Raw genomic sequence first — 15,422 nt, 5'->3', positions numbered from 1 at the left:
TGATATTTGCCGGAGAGCGCCATGGCGACACAACGCTTATTTTTTGCCATCAGCCTGCCTGACGCGATGCAGCAACAGCTGGTGCGCTGGCGGGCCGACACCTTCCCTGCGGAGGCGGGCCAGCCGGTGGCCGCCGCCAGTCTGCACCTGACGCTGGCGTTTCTCGGCGAGGTCGCGCCGGAGACCTCCCAGCGCCTGCAGACGCTGGCATCGCGCATTGATCAGCCCGGCTTCGATCTCGAGCTGGATGATGCCGGACACTGGCCCCGCCCCGGCGTGGTCTGGCTCGGCTGCCAGCGCGCCCCACGCGGTCTGTTACAGCTCGCCAGCCTGCTGCGGGCCCAGGCCGCCCGGCACGGCTGCCACCAGAGCCCACAGCCGTTTCATCCGCACATTACGCTGTTACGCCAGGCGACACAGCCCGTGGCGCTGCCGCCGCGCGGCTTTCACTGGCGTTTTCATGTCCCGGCGTTTTCGCTGTTTGCCTCGGAGTACAGCCGGGGCCGTACCCGTTATCGCACCCTGGCCAGCTGGCCGTTACGCTCTCAGGATCCCCATGCACTTCTCTCCTCCTCTTAAGCCCGCCCGCCTGATCGCCCGCTACAAGCGCTTCCTGGCCGATGTCGTGACGCCCGAGGGCGAGCAGCTGACGATTCACTGCGCCAACACCGGCGCCATGACCGGCTGCGCCACCCCAGGCGATCGGGTCTGGTACTCCACCTCCGGCAGCCTGACGCGCAAATACCCGCACAGCTGGGAGCTGACCGAGACGCAGGCGGGAGAGTGGATCTGCGTCAATACGCTGCGCGCGAATCAACTGGTAGCCGAAGCGCTGGACCAGAACCGGATAGCGGAACTGACCGGTTATGCCCAGCGTCAGGCGGAAGTCAGATATGGCAGTGAAAAAAGCAGAATTGATTTCCTGCTCAGAGCAGAGGGTCGACGCAACTGCTATATTGAGGTGAAATCCGTAACCCTTTTACATGAAGGTAAAGGTTATTTTCCGGATGCGGTGACGATTCGAGGACAGAAACACCTGCGTGAACTGGCGACGGTTGCGGCAGAGGGTCATCGGGCCGTTTTGTTGTTTGCCGTTCTGCACTCGGGGATTGAGGACGTTTCCCCGGCACGCCACATTGATGCGGCGTATGCAGAGCAACTGGCTCAGGCGCAGCGAGAGGGTGTAGAGGTTTTCGCGTATCAGGCAGACTTATCCGCGGCGGGAATAGTTCTTAAAACGCCGGTTAACGTAACCTTGTAATATCTTTTGCAATTTTATGTGGTAAGAATGCTCAGAATCGGAGACCAACTACGCTGTTCCTCACAGGCTTGTCAAGGTGTGTTCACGAAGAATTGCCAACCCTGACTGCTTCTGTTATTTATAGCGGCCTGTTTTTTTCCCCAATGGGGGATCGATGTACCCCGCAGATGTCAAATGCAGGCTGGCAGCAACGCCCCTGCGAGACGCAAGTCGAAGGGTATAGTGCGTGTTATCCAGGAGAAGCAACATGCAAGAAGGTCAAAACCGTAAAACATCGTCCCTGAGTATTCTCGCTATCGCCGGCGTCGAACCTTACCAGGTGAAACCGGGCGAAGAGTATATGAACGACGCGCAGCTGACCCATTTTCGCAAGATTCTGGAAGCCTGGCGTAATCAATTGCGGGACGAAGTCGATCGTACCGTATCGCACATGCAGGATGAAGCTGCTAACTTCCCGGACCCGGTAGACCGTGCCGCGCAGGAAGAGGAGTTCAGCCTGGAGCTGCGTAACCGCGATCGCGAACGTAAACTGATTAAAAAGATCGAGAAGACGCTGAAGAAAGTGGAAGATGACGACTTCGGCTATTGCGATTCCTGTGGCGTAGAGATCGGTATCCGCCGTCTCGAAGCGCGTCCTACCGCCGATCTCTGCATCGACTGTAAGACCTTAGCAGAAATTCGTGAGAAACAAATGGCCGGCTGATGCCGCGTCCAGCCTGTTGCCACGCAGCGGTACATCTGTTGTCCTGTCCGCTGCGTGGTCACTTCTGAAACCTATGTCATCCTCCTGTATCGGTCGCTTCGCCCCCTCTCCTTCTGGTGAACTCCATTTCGGCTCGCTGATTGCTGCGCTGGGCAGTTACCTGAGCGCGCGTGCGCAGAACGGGCTCTGGCGGGTGCGGATTGAAGATATCGACCCGCCACGCGAAGTGCCGGGGGCTGCAGATCGTATCCTGCATCAGCTGGCGCACTATGGATTGGAGTGGGATGGTGAGGTGCTGTGGCAGTCGCAGCGTCATGAAGCCTACCGGGAGGCGCTGGCCTGGCTGCAGCAGCATCGTCAGAGCTATTTCTGCACCTGCCCGCGGCGCCGCATTCAGGAGATTGGCGGTTTCTATGATGGCTACTGCCGCGATCGGCATCGCGGGCCGGAGAATGCTGCGCTGCGTTTACGTCAGCATGCCCCGGTTTTTGCCTTTGAGGATCGGCTGCGCGGTCACGTTGAGGCGGACAGGGGGCTGGCAGAGGAAGATTTTATTATTCACCGGCGCGACGGGCTGTTTGCCTATAACCTGGCGGTGGTGGTTGACGATCACTTTCAGGGGATTACCGAAGTGGTGCGCGGCGCCGATCTTATTGAGCCGACCGTGCGGCAGATTGCGCTTTATCAGCAGTTCGGCTGGACGGTGCCCGCCTGGCTGCACCTGCCGCTGGCGCTTAATCACGACGGTAATAAGCTGTCGAAGCAGAATCATGCGCCGTCGCTGCCGGATGGCGACGCCCGGCCGCTGTTAGTGGCGGCGTTGCGCTTTCTCGGACAGCCTGTTTCACCCGGCTGGCAGGACTTAACGCAGGACAAACTGCTGTCTGATGCGGTGTCGCAGTGGAATATCGCTTTGATGCCGCAGGAGAACGCCCTGAAACCGGATGCATAGACAACAGCATTCTCAAACGGTTCTCAACAGGCTATGATTAGCCGCTGATTTTACCTACACCCTTTTTATGCCACTGTCGAGGTGTCCCATTTTTACCCGAGTAGCTAATTTTTGCCGGAAAGTCCTGAAGCGTGATGAAGAGGAAGCCCCAGCAGAGGTTGAACCAGAGCGTCTTATGACCATCATCCCTCGTGAAAGCCATACCATCTCACGTAAAGACATCAGCGAAAATGCCCTCAAAGTGCTCTATCGCCTCAATAAAGCCGGTTATGAAGCCTATCTGGTAGGCGGTGGCGTGCGCGATTTGCTACTGGGGCAAAAACCGAAAGATTTCGACGTGACGACCAACGCCACACCTGAGCAGATGCGCAAGCTGTTCCGCAACTGCCGTCTGGTCGGTCGCCGTTTCCGTCTGGCACACGTGATGTTTGGCCCGGAAGTGATCGAAGTTGCCACCTTCCGTGGACATCATCAGGCGGAAGAGATGGCTGAGGATCGCAACAGTTCGCAGCGTGCCCAGAGCGGCATGCTGCTGCGCGACAACATTTTCGGTTCGATTGAAGATGATGCTCAGCGCCGCGATCTCACCATCAACAGCCTCTACTACAGCGTGGCGGATTTCACCGTGCGTGACTACGTGGGCGGCATCAGCGATCTGGAACAGGGCATCATCCGCCTGATTGGCGATCCGGAAACCCGTTACCGCGAAGACCCGGTCCGTATGCTGCGCGTGGCGCGCTTTGCTGCGAAGCTTAATATGCGCATTGCGCCGGAAACGGCAGAGCCGATCCCGCGTCTGGCCTCGCTGCTGCGTGATATTCCACCGGCTCGCCTGTTTGAAGAGTCGCTGAAGCTGCTTCAGGCGGGCTACGGCTACAGCACCTATCTGAAGCTCTGTGAATATCAGCTGTTCCAGCCGCTGTTCCCGACGCTGGCGCGCAACTTCACGGAAAACAGCGACAGCCACATGGAGCGCATGCTGGCGCAGGTGCTGAAAAACACCGATAACCGCATTCAGAATGATATGCGCGTGAATCCGGCGTTTCTGTTTGCCGCGATGTTCTGGTATCCGCAGCTGGAAGCGGCAGAGCGCATTGCGCAGGAGAGTGGCCTGACCTACTTTGAAGCCTTTGCGATGGCGATGAATGATACGCTGGATGAAGCCTGCCGTGCGCTGGCGATTCCGAAGCGCATCACCTCGCTGATCCGCGATATCTGGCTGCTGCAGCTACGCATGTCGCGCCGTCACGGCAAACGCGCCTGGAAACTGATGGAGCATCCGAAATTCCGCGCCGCTTACGATCTGCTGGCGCTGCGGGCGGAAGTGGAAAATAACCCGGAACTGCTGCGTCTGAGCCAGTGGTGGGGCGAATTCCAGGTCGCCGCGCCGCCGCAGCAGAAAAACATGCTGAACAACCTCGGCGACGATCCGGTGCCGCGCCATAAATCGCGTCGTCCGCGCCGCCGTTCTTCCGCGCCGCGTCGTGACAACCAGAACGCCTCATGACCCGGGTTTACCTGGCATTAGGCAGTAATCTGGCCGACCCGCTGCATCAGGTTGATGCAGCGCTTCGTGCCCTGGATGCGTTGCCGCAGACGCAGCGCATTGCCACCTCGCCCTTCTACCGCACGCCGCCCTATGGCCCGCCTGATCAGCCCGACTTCCTGAATGCCGCCGTGGCGCTGGAGACCGATCTCAGCGCAGAAGCGCTGCTGGACCACACCCAGCGGATTGAGCAGGAGCATGGCCGGGTGCGAAAGGCGGAGCGCTGGGGACCGCGCACGCTGGATATCGATCTGATGCTGTTTGGCGAGGCGGTAATCAACAGCGAACGCCTGACGGTGCCGCACTATGACCTGCTGAATCGGGCGTTTATGCTGGTGCCGCTGCTGGCGATTGCGCCGGATGTTCGCCTGCCGGATGGCCGCGCGCTCAGCACGATTCTGACCACGCTCGACAGCCGCAGCATCACCCTGTGGCCGCGCTGAGCAGACAAACACAACTCTCTGATTCCGCTCTCTGACGCTATCCAGTAAACTGCGCCCATCAGAATCCCTGAGTTGAGAGCGCCATGAAACCCACCACGATTTCACATCTGCGTCAGGCGAAAGCCAGCGGTAAAAAATTCGCGACGCTGACCGCCTACGATTTCAGTTTTGCCCGCCTGTTTGCCGATGAAGGCATTCAGGTGCTGCTGGTTGGCGATTCGTTAGGTATGACGATTCAGGGGCATGACTCAACGCTGCCGGTGACGGTCAGCGACATCGCCTATCACACCGCCGCCGTGCGCCGTGGCGCGCCGCAGGCGCTGCTGCTCGCTGACCTGCCCTTCATGAGCTATGCCACGCCGGCACAGACCTTTGACAACGCTGCGCAGCTGATGCGCGCCGGAGCCAACATGGTCAAACTGGAAGGCGGCAGCTGGCTGGCTGAAACCGTCCGGATGCTGACCGAGCGGGCGGTGCCGGTGTGTGGTCACCTGGGGCTGACGCCGCAGTCGGTCAATATCTTTGGCGGTTATAAAGTCCAGGGGCGTGATGAAGCGGGAGCCGAGCAGCTGCTGGCCGACGCGCTGGCGCTGGAAGCCGCGGGTGCACAGCTGATGGTGCTGGAGTGCGTGCCGGTCTCGCTGGCCCGGCGGATCACCGCCGCCCTCACTATTCCGGTGATCGGCATTGGTGCCGGTAACGTCACCGATGGACAGATTCTGGTGATGCATGACGCCCTGGGCGTGACCGGCGGCCACATCCCTAAATTTGCCAAAAATTTCCTGGCGGAGAGCGGCGATGTTCGCGCGGCGATTCGCCACTATATCGCTGAAGTTGAAGCCGGCACCTACCCGGCGGCCGAGCACAGTTTCCAGTAATTCGGGAGAGTCACCGTGTTGATCATTGAAACGCTGCTGATGCTGCGCCAGGAAGTCCGTCGCTGGCGTCAGCAGGGTAAACGTATTGCGCTGGTGCCGACCATGGGCAACCTGCATGAAGGGCATCTGACGCTGGTGGATGAGGCGCGGGCGCGCGGCGACATCGTGATTGTGTCGATCTTCGTGAATCCGATGCAGTTTGACCGGGCAGACGACCTGGCCCGTTATCCGCGCACGCTGCAGGAAGATTGCGAAAAGCTGAACCGCCATCAGGTGGATGTCGTCTTTGCCCCCTCGCCGGCTGAAGTCTATCCGCAGGGCGCGCAGAATCAGACCTTTGTTGAGGTGCCGGTGCTCTCCTCTCTGCTTGAGGGCGCGACCCGTCCGGGCCATTTTCGCGGCGTGGCGACCATCGTCAGTAAACTCTTTAATCTGGTGCAGCCCGACATTGCCTGTTTCGGTGAAAAGGATTTTCAGCAGCTGGCTATCATTCGTAAGATGGTGGCCGATATGGGCTTCGACATTGAAATTGTCGGCGTGCCTACCGTACGGGCTGCGGATGGTCTGGCGCTGAGTTCGCGCAACGGCTACCTGACGGCCGATGAGCGTCAGCTGGCCCCGGTGCTGAGCCAGGTGATGCGTCAGATGGCCACGCGGCTGGAAAACGGCGAGCGCCATGTTGAAGAGATTATCGAGGCGGCCAGTGAGGCGCTGGTCGCGCAGGGATTGCGTCCTGATGGCCTGGCGATCTGCGATGCGGAAACGCTGCAGCCGCTGACAGTGGACAGCCAGCGCGCTGTCGTGCTGATGGCCGCCTGGCTGGGCAATGCCCGCCTGATTGACAACCAAACCGTTGACCTGACGCTGTAAGCTCACCCGCTACAGATTACTTTATTTCTCTGACAAGGTTTCTGGCTATGATTCGCACTGTTCTGCAAGGCAAATTACACCGCGTGAAAGTGACGCAGGCGGACCTCAATTACGAAGGTTCCTGCGCAATCGATCAGGATTTCCTGGATGCTTCCGGCATTCTGCAATATGAAGCGATCGATATTTATAACGTCACCAACGGTCAGCGTTTTTCCACCTATGCTATCGCGGCTGAGCGTGGTTCAAAAATCATTTCGGTAAATGGTGCGGCCGCCCGCTGCGCCTGCCAGGGCGATATTTTAATTATCTGCTCCTATGTGCAGGTTGAAGATGCGGAAGCGCGTCAGTGGCAGCCTAAGGTCGCCTATTTTGAGGGTGACAACCAGATGAAGCGTCTGGCAAAAGCGCTGCCGGTACAGATCGCCTGATAAAAAAAGGGCCGCCCGTGATACGGCCGGCCCTTTTTCTTTGCGATTATTTCCGTTAAACCGGTTTGGCCGCCAGCGGCTTCGACGGTTTTTTCATCGTAAAGAGGAAATTAAACCAGCCACGCTTTCTCATCAGACAGAGCGTCCAGGGTAGCGCCAGCGCCACCAGGAAAGCTGAAATAAACTTCAGATCGTTAACCCAGGCGGACGGGCTTTCAAATTTCACAATCTTACTGAAGAACTGAATCGCCAGATAATGCGACAGATAGAAGACGATAGAATTGACGCCGATATAATAAACCAGTTCAGACTTCAGCTTCAGCGCAATCCAGACAAAGAACGGAACTGACAGCAGTGCCAGCGGTGAGAGTAATGCCTGCGAATGACGATCCAGCACAAAAATATTCAGGCAGGAGAGCAGCGCAAAACTGGCCACCGAAATGAGCAGGGTCGGACCGTGCTGCACTTTCTCCGCGATATCCACCTGCTTTCTCACCACGTAATCGCCCAGATAGAAGAAAACAAACAGATAAAGGGATTTATTAATGTGGCTGTTATCGAAACTGGCAAACACGCCGTCCGGGTCAATGGCTGGCAATGCCCAGCTCAGCGCCATACAGATGCCGAACACCAGCAGGAACGGCAGATGGCGGGCAAAGATAATCACAATAAAGAAGATAAACAGCGAATGCAGGAACCAGGTCATATCGCCGCCGCCGGTCAGGTGAGAGAGAATAATATTCATCGGCGATTGCGGCGTATTGGCCATTGAGCTGAACAGAATTTTCAGCCCGCCATAAACTGCCACCCAGACCACGAACGGATAGAGAATACTGCGCACCTTGTTATTAAAAAAAGGACCCAGGCCTTTTCTTAATCCGGCATCGACAAATAAGCCCGACACAAAAAACATCAGCCCCAGCCTTACCGGTGCCAGCATCTCATTTAGCAGGCTGCTGAAGGCGGTAAAATGACCGGCATTGTTATGGACAGCGATAGTACTGTGCAAAAAAATGATTGCGAGAATACTCAATCCCCGCAGATTGTCGATCCACGTTATACGATTCATCTTTTCCTGCCTTTGATTAAAAACTGGCCCTGAATGTGCGACCATTCTTCTTATTACAGACACTCCATTCCCGCCCTTTCGTCCCTGAGCAGAGGAATAACCTTATTCGGCGGTATTCTGATCACTCGCGCTGAAATAAACAACAGTCGGGGCTTAAGGCTAATCTTAAAAAAAATTTAACAGTGGAGAATCATTAAGATAGAAACCGGTTCCACTTTAATATCAGATAATGCTTAGGGTTATTTTTTATCAGGAGGGCGAAAAAGGCGGCTATTTTCCGCAATCGCGTGAAAAAAGAGAGGCGGAGCAGAAGAAAGGATCGTTTTTTAAGGCCAGTGACAACCGGAAAAGGCGGCGATTTTTTATCCAGCAATAAAAAAGCCACGCGCGTTTCGCTGCGTGGCTTCGGTAAAGGTTTCGTCAGGTGCGTAATCCGCGTCCGCGCTGAATCAGCGCATAGACCAGCCCGTAAAAGACCAGAATAAACGCGATCAATACCGAAAGCGTAAAGGCCAGCGGCACGTCATTAATGCCCAGGAAGCCATAGCGGAAACCGCTGATCATATAGACGATAGGGTTCAGCTTCGAAACGGCCTGCCAGAATGGCGGCAGCAGACTCAGCGAATAGAACACGCCACCCAGATAGGTCAGCGGCGTCAGCACAAAGGTCGGGATCAGGCTGATATCGTCAAAGGTCCGGGCAAACACGGCGTTCAGCAGACCGGCCAGTGAAAACAGAATCGCGGTCAGCAGCAGCGTCACCGCCACCATCGTCCAGGAGTGAACGTGAAACGGCACGAAGAAGAGCGAAATGGCCGTGACCAGAACCCCGACGCAGACACCACGCGCCACGCCGCCGCCGACATACCCCGCAATAATGATGTGGGTCGGCACCGGCGCGACCAGCAGCTCTTCAATGTTGCGCTGGAATTTGGCACTGAAGAATGAGGATGCGACGTTAGCATAGGCGTTGGTAATTACCGCCATCATGATCAATCCCGGCACGATAAACTGCATATAGCTGAAGCCGTGCATCTCACCAATGCGTGACCCGATCAGGTTACCGAAGATGATGAAATAGAGCGTCATGGTGATCACCGGCGGCACCAGCGTCTGGATCCAGATGCGGGCAAAACGGTTAATCTCTTTGGCCCAGATACTTTTCAGCGCCACCCAGTACAAATGTGTCATGCTTTTGCTCCTGTTTTTCCCTGCGTCGTCAGGCCAACGAACAGCTCTTCCAGACGGTTCGCTTTATTTCGCATACTCAGTACCTGCACCCCCTGCGCACTCAGCTGGCTGAAGACGCTGTTCAGCCCCTGCTCACGCAGCACTTCCACCTCCAGCGTGGAGGTATCCGTCAGGCGATACTGGAATCCTTCCAGCGCGGGCAGCGGACTGCGCGGCGCCAGATCGAGGATAAAGGTTTCTGATTTCAGCTTGGACAGCAGCCCTTTCATCGAGGTGTTTTCCACCAGCTCACCGCTCTGGATGATGCCGATGTTGCGGCACAACATCTCCGCCTCTTCCAGATAGTGGGTGGTGAGAATGATGGTGGTGCCTTTGGCATTCAGATCTTTCAGGAACCCCCACATTGAGCGCCGCAGTTCGATATCGACCCCCGCCGTCGGCTCATCCAGAATCAGCAGTTTGGGCTCATGCATCAGCGCGCGGGCGATCATCAGACGGCGTTTCATCCCGCCGGAGAGCATGCGCGCCCGTTCACTGCGTTTTCCCCACAGATCGAGCTGTTTCAGGTACTTCTCCGCCCGCTGATTGGCCTCACGCCGTCCGACGCCGTAGTAACCCGCCTGGTTAACGACGATCTGCATCACCGTCTCAAACGGGTTAAAGTTAAACTCCTGTGGCACCAGGCCGAGCTGGCGCTTGGCATTCACCACATCTTTTTGCAGGTCGTAGCCAAACACCCGCACGCTGCCGCCGGATTTATTGACCAGCGAACTGATAATCCCGATGGTGGTGGATTTACCGGCACCGTTTGGCCCCAGCAGCGCATAAAAGTCACCCGCTTCAACGTTAAGATCGATGCCCTTCAGCGCCTGTACGCCGCCGGGATAGGTCTTGGTCAGCTGAGAAAGTTCCAGTGCATATGTCATTCTGCATCCATACCCTGTTTTGGTGGCATCGTAATGCCGTTTAAATTTAGTCAGCCCTGGCATATAGTACGCGCGCGCACCTTGCGCAGTAACCGGTCGCTCAACGCCATGACAGACATTAACACCCTGATCAGTAACAACCGCGAATGGTCAAAATTACTGATTGAAGAAGATCCCGGCTTTTTTGAGCGGCTCGCCCAGGCACAAAAACCGCGCTTCCTGTGGATCGGCTGCTCAGACAGTCGTGTTCCTGCCGAACGCCTGACCGGACTTGAACCGGGCGAACTCTTTGTTCACCGCAACGTCGCCAATCTGGTGATCCACACCGATCTGAACTGTCTGTCCGTGGTGCAGTACGCTATTGAAGTGCTGGAAGTTGAACACGTCATCGTGTGCGGCCACTACGGCTGCGGCGGCGTGCAGGCCGCGATGGATAACCCGGAGCTGGGGTTGATCGACAACTGGCTGCTGCACATCCGCGACCTCTGGTACAAGCATAGCGTGTTGCTGGGGGAACTCCCGCCGGATAAGCGCCTGGACAAACTGTGTGAAATCAACGTGATTGAACAGGTCTATAACCTGGGACACTCGACCGTAGTGCAATCTGCCTGGAAACGCGGGCAGAAAGTCTCACTGCACGGCTGGGTTTACGGCATTCAGGACGGCTGCCTGCGTAACCTTGATGTCACGGCAGACAGCCGGGAGATCCTGGAACAGCGCTACCGCAACGGCATCGCCAGTCTGCAGATGAAGGTCGAAGCCTGAACCGATCGCGGCGCAAAACGCGACATAGCCTACACCAGTCGGAGGGTGCAGGCCTTGGAAGAATGTGCGGTTATGCGCTGTCAGGATTCCAGCGGCACCACTTTGCCGATGTAAGGCAGATGGCGATAGTGCTGGGCGTAGTCGATACCAAAGCCCACCACAAATTCATCGGGAATGGCGAAGCCGACATACTCAACGTTAACCTCGACTTCGCGGCGTTCAGGCTTATCCAGCAGGGTGCAGATCGCCAGTGATTTTGGCTGACGCAGCTGCAGGATCTCCCGCACTTTGCTCAGGGTGTTGCCGGAATCAATGATATCTTCGACGATCAGCACATCCTTGCCGCGAATGTCCTCGTCCAGATCTTTCAGGATTTTCACATCACGTGAGCTGGACATGCCGCTGCCGTAACTGGAGGCGGTCATAAAATCGACTTCATGCGGCACCTCAATGGCGCGACACAGGTCAGCCATGAACATGAATGAGCCGCGCAGCAGCCCCACCAGCACCATATCGCTGCCGCTGTCGCGGTAGTGATCGGTAATCTCTTTGCCCAGTTCAGCGATGCGCGTGGCGATTGCCTGTTCAGGGATCATCACTTCAACAGTGTGTTTCATTGCGTTCAGCCCGGTTACGTCAGAAAAGCCCCGAAGTCTATCACAGACGCCGCCGCGTCGGCTGCGCCGCAGCGCAGGCAAACGATTACGTCGCGAAAATTGTTCACAGTCGTCTGCGGCTGGCTCAAATGCGCATTACCTTAGAACATTACGGCATTTACCAGCATGATTCGCTGCATGGTAGCCTTTATCCAACATATCGTTACCCTACTCGCGCCGCAGGCCGGAGATCACAATGACTTCACCTTCAAGCAAGAAAACGCATATCGGCGACAGGCCGCTGCACCCTGAAACGCAGATGCTGAACTATGGCTACGATCCCCGCCTGTCAGAAGGCGCGGTGAAGCCGCCGGTCTTTCTGACCTCCACCTTTGTCTTCGACAGCGCCGAAGAGGGACGCGATTTCTTCGATTACGTCTCCGGCCGGCGCGAGCCGCCAGAGGGCAAATCGGGCGGGCTGGTCTACTCCCGCTTTAACCACCCTAACAGCGAAATCGTGGAAGATCGGCTGGCCGTCTATGAGCAGGCGGAGAGCTGCTCACTCTTCTCCTCCGGCATGGCCGCTATCGCCACCACCCTGCTGACCTTTGCCCGTCCCGGCGAGGTGATCCTGCACTCCCAGCCGCTGTATGGCGGCACCGAAACCCTGCTCAGCAAGACGCTGCACAATCTGGAGATTGGCGCGGTCGGCTTCAGCGACGGCAATGATGAGGCCAGAGTACGTGAGGCGGCACAGCAGGCGATGGCGCAGGGCCGCGTGGCGATCATCCTGATTGAAACCCCGGCGAATCCCACCAACAGCCTGGTCAACATTCGTCTGATGGCGCGTATCGCTGATGAGATTGACCAGCAGCAGGGCTCCCGACCCATTATCGCCTGTGACAACACGCTGCTCGGCCCGCTGTTCCAGCAGCCGCTGACCCTGGGCGCGGATCTCTCGCTCTACTCGCTGACTAAATATGTGGGGGGGCATTCAGACCTGATTGCGGGGGCGGCGATGGGCAGCAAAGCACTGATGGCAAAAGTGCGCGCCCTGCGCAGCGCCATCGGTACCCAGCTGGACCCGCACTCAAGCTGGATGCTCAGCCGATCGCTGGAAACGCTGTCGCTGCGCATGGAGAAAGCCTTTCACAATGCCGAAGCCGTGGCGGCGTTTCTGCGCGATCACCCGAAAGTGGCGAAGCTGCACTGGCTGCCCTATCTCGACGCGGAGAGCGCCGAGGGCAAAACGTATCGCGAGCAGTGCAGCGGCGCAGGTTCGACCTTCTCGTTTGATATCGTCGGCGATCAGCCCGCTGCGTTCCGTTTTCTCAATGCGCTGTCGCTGTTTAAACAGGCGGTGAGCCTGGGCGGCACCGAGTCGCTGGCCAGCCATCCTGGCAGCACCACCCACTCCGGCGTGCCGCAGGCGGTGCGTCAGCGTATTGGTATCACTGACGCCACGGTACGGCTGTCGATTGGCATCGAGAACGCCGGTGACCTGATTGAAGACATCAGGCTGGCGCTGGATCAGGCGTAATCAGCTTACGGTAAAGCCCAGCATCATGCCGGTATCTTCATGCTCCAGCAGATGACAATGGGCCATATAAGCGTGTTCGGCGGCGGCGACATAGTTGAAGCGCACCAGCACTTCACTGCGCCAGCCGTCGACATTGACCATATCTTTCCAGCCCTGCCTATGGGGTGCCGGCGGTTTGCCATTCTCGGAGAGAATGCGGAACTGCGTGCCGTGAATATGAAACGGATGCAGCATCGCATCGCCTTCGCCGGAGATCGTCCACTTCTCATAGTCGCCCAACTTCACCGCAAACGACGGTTTCGTCATATCAAACGCCTGACCGTTGATTTTATTGCCGTTTCGGAAATCATAACCCGCTGGCTGCGCCATACCCGCCATACCGTGCATGCTGTGATCCATCGGCGCGGCGGATGAGCCGTGCGCCTGCGCCATCGCCGGATGGTCGCCCGTCTCCCCGGCTTTTCCCTGCCTCTGCGGCATCGCGTGATGCCCGCCTTTGCCCATCGCTTTCTCGCCATAGCGCTGCATCAGCGCCTGCATCCCCTGCTGGTCCAGCTGCGGGTCCATCATCAGCTGCAGCCAGCGGGTGTGCAGCCCCGCTGTCGCGGGCAGAGCGGGCAGCGTCGCCAGCCGATCCGGCAGCGTGGCACTGGCCATCACCCGCAGCGGCAGGATCTGCACCAGCGGCAGCGGTTGATCGAATGGCGGCAGCGTCATCCCCATCTGATCGGTAGGCAGCGTCACCAGATCAAAGGCTTTGCCATCGGAGGTGTCGATCATCACCTCAAAGCGCTCGCCCGGCAGGATTGGCAGCGCGTCGACGCTGACCGGCTCCGCCAGCAGACCGCCGTCGCTGGCGATCACATAGAGAGGACGTTTATCACTGGCGGCAACGTGCAGCGACCGGGCATTACAGCCGTTGAGCAGGCGCAGACGCAGCCAGCCGCGCGGCACCGCATGCTGCGGATAGTGCGCCCCGTTAGTCAGCATCATGTCACCAAACCAGCCTACCGCCGCGCGCATCACGTCGAGCTGATAGTCGATATGGCGGCCATCCTGAGTCAGCTGCTTATCCTGAAAAATCAGCGGCACATCATCCACGCCCCACTGCACAGGCAGCCGCAGTGTGCCGCTCTCTTTATCTTCCAGCAGGATCAGGCCCGCCAGCCCCTGCGCCACCTGATGCCCGGTTTTGCCGTGCAGATGAGGGTGATACCAGCAGGTTGCGGCGGGCTGATCGGGCGTGAAGGAGACCTGACGCGAGCCGCCGGGGGCTATCGCCGCCTGGGGTCCGCCATCCACCGCGCCAGGGATTTCCAGCCCGTGCCAGTGCAGCGTGGTCGCTTCGCTGAGCCGGTTATGAATGTTCACCGTCACCGGCTGGCCGCGCTGCAGCCGCAGTACCGGCCCCAGCAGGCTGCCGTTGTAGCCCCAGGTCGGCACCGCTTTGCCGTTCCACTGCGTGCTCCCCTGCATGGCGGTAAGGCTGTATGTGCCTCTGGCGTCGGGTTCCAGCAAAGAGGGAATCGGCAGCAGCGGACGGGGTGCCGCCATCAGCGAACGGCTCCAGAGCGGTAACGCTCCGGCTGCACTCAGTGCGGCGGTGAGTTTCAGGAAGTGGCGACGTTGCATGGTGAGCATCCTTGTGGCATCAGAGCGCACAGCCTAAACCCTGACCTTATGGGAAGGTCAAGCGCTACCCGTGATAATCTGACGAAAAAAGGCGGCGCAGCGGCTCACCACGGCAAATTAATCGAAAACCTGAGAGCAACTGTGCTAACGTCATTAACAATATCCATTGAAGAGAACGACTATGAAGCAAAGCATCAAGATCCTGCTGCTGACGGGACTCCTTGGCTTCTCCTCCACCAGTTTTGCCCTGAGTGAATCCGAAGCGGAAGATCTGGCGGATCTCACGGCGGTTTTCGTCTATCTGAAAAATGATTGTGGCTATCAGGATCTTCCGGACGCGCAGATTCGCAAAGCGCTGGTCTTTTTTGCTCAGCAGAACCGCTGGGATTTAAGCAACTACAGCAACTACAACATGAAAGCGCTGGGCGAAGAGAGCTATCGCGACCTCAGCGGCATCGCCATCACCAACGACAAAAAGTGCAAGTCTCTGGCCCGCGATTCACTGAGCCTGCTGGCTTACGTCAGGTAACGCCCCCGCCCTCTGCTGCCGGACATTTGACCGTGCAACCACGGTCAGTGTTAGCTATGATGTGCCGCCCATCTTCATGGCGACATCAGAGGA

17 protein-coding genes are annotated in these 15,422 nt (G+C 57.8%); 12 read left to right on the top strand and 5 right to left on the bottom strand.

Going from position 1 to position 15,422, the window contains the following annotated elements:
- Positions 1 to 21 precede the first annotated feature (21 nt).
- The 9 genes from thpR to panD all read left to right on the top strand — a co-directional run bounded on the left by thpR (position 22) and on the right by panD (position 7,081).
- Positions 22 to 579: an RNA 2',3'-cyclic phosphodiesterase gene (gene thpR / locus AC6I7A_RS03455; RefSeq protein ID WP_009092036.1), complete on the top strand. Its 558-nt coding sequence runs from the start codon at positions 22 to 24 to the stop codon at positions 577 to 579.
- Positions 557 to 1,261: a DNA/RNA nuclease SfsA gene (sfsA, locus tag AC6I7A_RS03450; RefSeq protein WP_058957914.1), complete on the top strand. Its 705-nt coding sequence runs from the start codon at positions 557 to 559 to the stop codon at positions 1,259 to 1,261. The genes thpR and sfsA overlap by 23 nt, the downstream gene beginning before the upstream one ends.
- Positions 1,262 to 1,508: 247 nt before the next feature.
- Positions 1,509 to 1,964, top strand: a complete 456-nt coding sequence (gene dksA, locus AC6I7A_RS03445; protein WP_008925615.1) for an RNA polymerase-binding protein DksA — start codon at positions 1,509 to 1,511, stop codon at positions 1,962 to 1,964.
- A gap of 73 nt (positions 1,965 to 2,037) precedes the next feature.
- On the top strand, positions 2,038 to 2,916 hold the full coding sequence (gene gluQRS, locus AC6I7A_RS03440; RefSeq protein ID WP_058957913.1) for a tRNA glutamyl-Q(34) synthetase GluQRS: 879 nt from the start codon (positions 2,038 to 2,040) through the stop codon (positions 2,914 to 2,916).
- Between the two features lie 88 nt (positions 2,917 to 3,004).
- Positions 3,005 to 4,423, top strand: coding sequence for a polynucleotide adenylyltransferase PcnB (pcnB, locus tag AC6I7A_RS03435; protein ID WP_208971008.1), 1,419 nt, complete (start codon positions 3,005 to 3,007; stop codon positions 4,421 to 4,423).
- Positions 4,420 to 4,905: a 2-amino-4-hydroxy-6-hydroxymethyldihydropteridine diphosphokinase gene (gene folK, locus AC6I7A_RS03430; RefSeq protein ID WP_058957912.1), complete on the top strand. Its 486-nt coding sequence runs from the start codon at positions 4,420 to 4,422 to the stop codon at positions 4,903 to 4,905. Before pcnB ends, folK begins: the two co-directional genes overlap by 4 nt.
- 83 nt (positions 4,906 to 4,988) lie before the next feature.
- On the top strand, positions 4,989 to 5,783 hold the full coding sequence (gene panB / locus AC6I7A_RS03425) for a 3-methyl-2-oxobutanoate hydroxymethyltransferase (protein ID WP_046101245.1): 795 nt from the start codon (positions 4,989 to 4,991) through the stop codon (positions 5,781 to 5,783).
- A gap of 15 nt (positions 5,784 to 5,798) precedes the next feature.
- On the top strand, positions 5,799 to 6,653 hold the full coding sequence (gene panC, locus AC6I7A_RS03420) for a pantoate--beta-alanine ligase (RefSeq protein ID WP_046101244.1): 855 nt from the start codon (positions 5,799 to 5,801) through the stop codon (positions 6,651 to 6,653).
- Between the two features lie 47 nt (positions 6,654 to 6,700).
- Complete coding sequence (panD, locus tag AC6I7A_RS03415; RefSeq protein WP_009092050.1) at positions 6,701 to 7,081, top strand: aspartate 1-decarboxylase; 381 nt, start codon at positions 6,701 to 6,703, stop codon at positions 7,079 to 7,081.
- Between the two features lie 55 nt (positions 7,082 to 7,136).
- Here panD and AC6I7A_RS03410 read toward each other — a convergent pair whose 3' ends face one another.
- The 3 genes from AC6I7A_RS03410 to AC6I7A_RS03400 form a co-directional block, all read right to left on the bottom strand.
- Positions 7,137 to 8,150 (bottom strand): acyltransferase family protein, encoded by a 1,014-nt coding sequence (locus AC6I7A_RS03410; protein ID WP_009092052.1) that lies wholly within the window; start codon positions 8,148 to 8,150, stop codon positions 7,137 to 7,139.
- 420 nt (positions 8,151 to 8,570) lie between these two features.
- Positions 8,571 to 9,341 carry an ABC transporter permease gene (locus tag AC6I7A_RS03405; RefSeq protein WP_009092055.1) on the bottom strand — a complete coding sequence of 257 codons (771 nt, stop codon included), beginning with the start codon at positions 9,339 to 9,341 and terminating at the stop codon, positions 8,571 to 8,573.
- Entirely contained in the window at positions 9,338 to 10,267 is a 930-nt protein-coding gene (locus AC6I7A_RS03400) for an ABC transporter ATP-binding protein (protein WP_009092057.1), read from the bottom strand. Before AC6I7A_RS03400 ends, AC6I7A_RS03405 begins: the two co-directional genes overlap by 4 nt.
- A 108-nt stretch (positions 10,268 to 10,375) precedes the next feature.
- On the opposite strand from AC6I7A_RS03400, the gene can reads away from it, so the two are divergent.
- Complete coding sequence (can, locus tag AC6I7A_RS03395; protein ID WP_033736612.1) at positions 10,376 to 11,032, top strand: carbonate dehydratase; 657 nt, start codon at positions 10,376 to 10,378, stop codon at positions 11,030 to 11,032.
- 80 nt (positions 11,033 to 11,112) lie between these two features.
- Here can and hpt read toward each other — a convergent pair whose 3' ends face one another.
- Positions 11,113 to 11,649, bottom strand: a complete 537-nt coding sequence (gene hpt, locus AC6I7A_RS03390) for a hypoxanthine phosphoribosyltransferase (protein WP_009092060.1) — start codon at positions 11,647 to 11,649, stop codon at positions 11,113 to 11,115.
- A 235-nt stretch (positions 11,650 to 11,884) separates the two neighbouring features.
- Here hpt and AC6I7A_RS03385 point away from each other — a divergent pair, with 235 nt between their 5' ends.
- The gene (locus tag AC6I7A_RS03385; protein WP_058957911.1) at positions 11,885 to 13,168 is read left to right on the top strand and encodes a cystathionine gamma-synthase family protein; all 1,284 of its coding nucleotides are present in this window, start codon (positions 11,885 to 11,887) and stop codon (positions 13,166 to 13,168) included.
- Here the strand turns inward: AC6I7A_RS03385 and cueO are convergent, their stop codons facing one another.
- Complete coding sequence (gene cueO / locus AC6I7A_RS03380) at positions 13,169 to 14,800, bottom strand: multicopper oxidase CueO (protein ID WP_058957910.1); 1,632 nt, start codon at positions 14,798 to 14,800, stop codon at positions 13,169 to 13,171. It lies immediately after the preceding gene.
- A 181-nt stretch (positions 14,801 to 14,981) separates the two neighbouring features.
- On the opposite strand from cueO, the gene AC6I7A_RS03375 reads away from it, so the two are divergent.
- The gene (locus AC6I7A_RS03375) at positions 14,982 to 15,329 is read left to right on the top strand and encodes a YacC family pilotin-like protein (protein ID WP_009092068.1); all 348 of its coding nucleotides are present in this window, start codon (positions 14,982 to 14,984) and stop codon (positions 15,327 to 15,329) included.
- Positions 15,330 to 15,422: the final 93 nt, after the last annotated feature.

The organism is Type-F symbiont of Plautia stali, from assembly GCF_059731105.1.
Note: the sequence above shows the minus strand (reverse complement) of the source record. Positions and strands in the feature narration are given on the sequence as shown.